Consider the following 3,701-nt stretch of genomic DNA (forward strand, 5'->3'; position numbering starts at 1 on the left):
ACTTATATAGATTGGTATGTGGTACTAGGAAACCATGATTATGGAACTAACCCTCAAGCAGAGGTGGACTATTCAAAAATAAGTGCTCGATGGAAAATGCCATCAAGGTATTATAGTGTTCATAAAACGATTGATAATGATACTTCAAATACTGTAGGCTTTTATTTTATTGATTCTAGCCCACTTAATAAATCTTATTATGGAAAAACATCAGAATTAATAAGTCAAAATGTACTAAACGCTGATTCTGCAAAGCAACTTAAATGGTTAAGGTCTGAATTGAAAAAAAGTAAAGATAAATGGAAGATTGTAGTAACACATCATCCTGTATACTCTGCTGGAAAAAGATATGGAAAAACAAAGGAGATGGAAGATGCAGTTAAGGAAATTTTAAATCAATATAAAGTGGATTTATTAATTGCAGGGCATGAGCACCATTTAGAATTTGACAAGCCTAAGAATAAGGATACTTTTTATCAGTTAATTTCTGGTGCTGGATCCGAAAAAACTATGATTAGCCCAAATGCAAAAGTACAGTATGCCAAAAGCGAATATGGATTTGCAACGATCGGCATTGACAGCAATAGTTTATTAATTCAATTTATTGACTGGCAGGGTAATGTGATTTATACCACAGAAGCTCCAAAGCTTAATAAATAAATTATTTACATTCTGAAAGACTGTTTTTACTTTGTGCAATAAAATTATTTGTTAGAAATTATAAAACTCACGCAGAAGAAAAAGGGAATGTAGAAACATTCCCCGCTTTGTCTAACATCTATGAGACCCCTTTATTTGGGTAATTTACTAACCCAGTTTAAACCATCCTTCAAATAATTTATCTCCAGATAACTGAAATTCAGCTTGATCTATAATTTCATTATCTACTTTCTTGATTAATTTTAAACGTCTTCCTTCCTTTAGATATTGATTATTAACAAAAACACTAAAACTAACCTCTCCAAGTTCTCTAAAATACAGTTCCTTCGCCCATTTTGATCCACTAAATTCTTTAATCCAGGGTCTACCATTTTCATCTTTGTATTGAACCTGCCCAAATGTTTCAAAACTTATTTCAACAATAAGTTCAACTTTAATCAATGGTATCATATCCATAATCCGATTACTTGGAATTAACTTAAAAATATCCTTTAATGAAATGGTTCGAGAGGCCATCTTGAATTTTTTAATTCAATAGGAAATTAGAAAAGGTATATAACTAGAATATTAATTAGAGATTAACTTATTGTGTTTTTCAGTTTGCATAGAAACAATTCTATTATAAAGACAAAAACCTCACGCAAAACCTAACGCAAACCTCACGCAGAAACAACAAAGGACCCACGATTTAACGTAAGTCCTTGATTTTCATGTAGCGAGACCGGGATTTGAACCCGGGACCTCAGGGTTATGAAGATTTTTTGAGAAAATGAACGCGTTGATTTATAGTTAGTTATGTTTTCACAAAACCAAAAACGACCGATTTTAACCGATTTGAGGGGATGTTTTCCTCACACAGAGAATTCAAGTTTTTTAAGCTAGTCTTTAACTAATTTGATAAACTTAAACCACGGCAACAGGGTGCTCGGTGTTTATACCCTATTTAAGGCATAGGTGGATTGGATTATAAGTGTAAGTTTGTGGATGCATGTATACGGTATTAAATAACAGTAGCACAAAGCATAACATATAAGGAAGGATTGGAGATATTTTATGGCTGGTATAAGTTAGTTGTAGGCAATGTTACCGCATAATCAAGAATCTAATACAATTTAATAAAAAATGAAAAATATCTTATACGCTTTACTATTTCTACTTTTTGTACCCGCAGAAATTTTTGCTTGTAGTATGTTTAAAATTACAAAAGGCGGAAAAACAATTGTAGGAAACAATGAAGACTGGTGGAATCCAATTACACAAATATGGTTTGAGCCTAAACAAAATAAAAAGTTTGGGTATATGGCTGTTGGATTTCACGATAATTTTGCACAAGGTGCTGTAAATGATGGTGGATTAATGTTTGATGGCTTCGCGATGCCTTTTAAACCGACAATAGACACTTCAAATAAGAAATATATCGAAATGAGTAAGGTGATTTCAACAATTATGCACAACTATTCTTCAGTAGAGGATGTAAAAAAATATTTAGAAAAGATTAACTTGAAGGATTTGACAAATTCAATGTTGGTCTTTATTGACAAAGATGGGAAATATTTAAGAGTAGAAAGTGATGAGCTATTTTTGGGAAATGAAGAACAGCAGTCATTCTCAAATTTTTTCCCATCATTAACCTCTTCAACCGAACTTGTTGACCTTCCTTTCTATCAAAACGGATGTAAATTTATTAAATCTTCTATAGAAAATACTGCAAATTTTTCTTACGTTACTTCGGTAATGGACAATTTTAAGCAAACAAGCACTCAGTACACAACGATTTACGATTTAAAAAATGGAATTATCAAATTATTTCATTTTCACAATTTTAAAAACAGTATTGAAATCAATTTAGTAAGTGAGTTAAAAAAAGGAAAACATACCATTAAAATTTTAAATTTATTTCCGAAAAATACAGAGGGCCACAAAAATTACAAGACATATTTAGATACGAAATCCTATGTTGACAATCAAAGAAAAATGTGGTTTGAGCATACCAAAGGAAAAGATTCCGCCTACATAAAGGAAGCTAAAGAGGGATTTATTTATATTACAAATCGTTCAGCAAATGATTGGTTGGAAGTTAAAGGAGATATTAAAAGAGCTACAGCAATTTTGAATCTGTTAGTGGAGTTATTTCCAAATGATGTTGATGGTTATTTGAGTTTGGGAAAATCTTATTTTAAAGTTAAAAACTACAACCAAGCAAAAAAGTATTTCATCAAAGTAATTGAACTAGATACTTCAAATGAGACCGCAAAAAAGATGTTAACTGCTGTAGAAATATCAGCATTAAAGGTTCGTGTATTCGGTAAGAAATGACAAAAACCTCACGCAAAACCTCACGCAAACCTCACGCCAAAACAACAAAGGACCCACGATTTAACGTAAGTCCTTGATTTACATGTAGCGAGACCGGGATTTGAACCCGGGACCTCAGGGTTATGAATCCTGTGCTCTAACCAACTGAGCTACCTCGCCGAATGGTTATTACCCCTTTTAAGGGGTAGCACATTTAGTTAAAAATTTTGATAATTAAGGGTTCACTTTAATGCTAAATACTTGATTTGCTTCAAAATAGCCCTCAAAAACATCTCCCTTTAAGGTGGGGCCCACCCCAACTGGTGTGCCTGTATATATTAAGTCACCTGGGTATATAGTAAAGTATTCGGTGATGCTTTCTAATATGGTGGCTAATGAAAATATCATTAACGATGAGTCGCCATCTTGAACAACAGTAGCATTTTTATGTAATGAAAAGCGGATGGGCTGATCTAAAATTGCCGCAGTTAATGGTACCCAATTACCTAAAACAGCTGAATCATCAAATGCTTTTGCTTTTTCCCAAGGCAATCCTTTTTCTTTTAGTTTGGCTTGCAAATCACGTGCTGTAAAATCAATGCCTACAGTAATCGCATCACAATAGTCAATTACATTCACTGCATTTAAATTTTTTCCTTGCTTACTTACACGTAAAACCAATTCACCTTCAGAATGTAAATCCTTGGTGAAGGAAGGAATATTGAAATTTTTTCCTTCAGCTAATA

4 protein-coding genes and 1 tRNA gene are annotated in these 3,701 nt (G+C 32.8%); 2 read left to right on the forward strand and 3 right to left on the reverse strand.

Features of this window, described 5'->3' with window-relative positions:
- The coding region (locus ACKVOD_RS09040) for a metallophosphoesterase (RefSeq protein WP_409209144.1) at positions 1-660 on the forward strand (660 nt) is incomplete at its 5' end.
- A 147-nt stretch (positions 661-807) separates the two neighbouring features.
- Here ACKVOD_RS09040 and ACKVOD_RS09045 read toward each other — a convergent pair.
- Positions 808-1,176, reverse strand: a complete 369-nt coding sequence (locus tag ACKVOD_RS09045; protein ID WP_409209145.1) for a hypothetical protein — start codon at positions 1,174-1,176, stop codon at positions 808-810.
- Positions 1,177-1,782: 606 nt separating this feature from the next.
- Here ACKVOD_RS09045 and ACKVOD_RS09050 point away from each other — a divergent pair.
- Entirely contained in the window at positions 1,783-2,976 is a 1,194-nt protein-coding gene (locus ACKVOD_RS09050; RefSeq protein ID WP_409209146.1) for a hypothetical protein, read from the forward strand.
- An 85-nt stretch (positions 2,977-3,061) separates the two neighbouring features.
- Here ACKVOD_RS09050 and ACKVOD_RS09055 read toward each other — a convergent pair.
- Positions 3,062-3,135 (reverse strand) — tRNA-Met (locus ACKVOD_RS09055).
- 54 nt (positions 3,136-3,189) lie between these two features.
- Positions 3,190-3,701, reverse strand: a 512-nt coding sequence (locus ACKVOD_RS09060; RefSeq protein WP_409209147.1) for a fumarylacetoacetate hydrolase family protein, incomplete at its 5' end; no start/stop codon positions are given.

It is taken from the genome of Flavobacterium sp. (genome assembly GCF_046155325.1).
Classification (GTDB): Bacteria; Bacteroidota; Bacteroidia; order Flavobacteriales; family Flavobacteriaceae; genus Flavobacterium.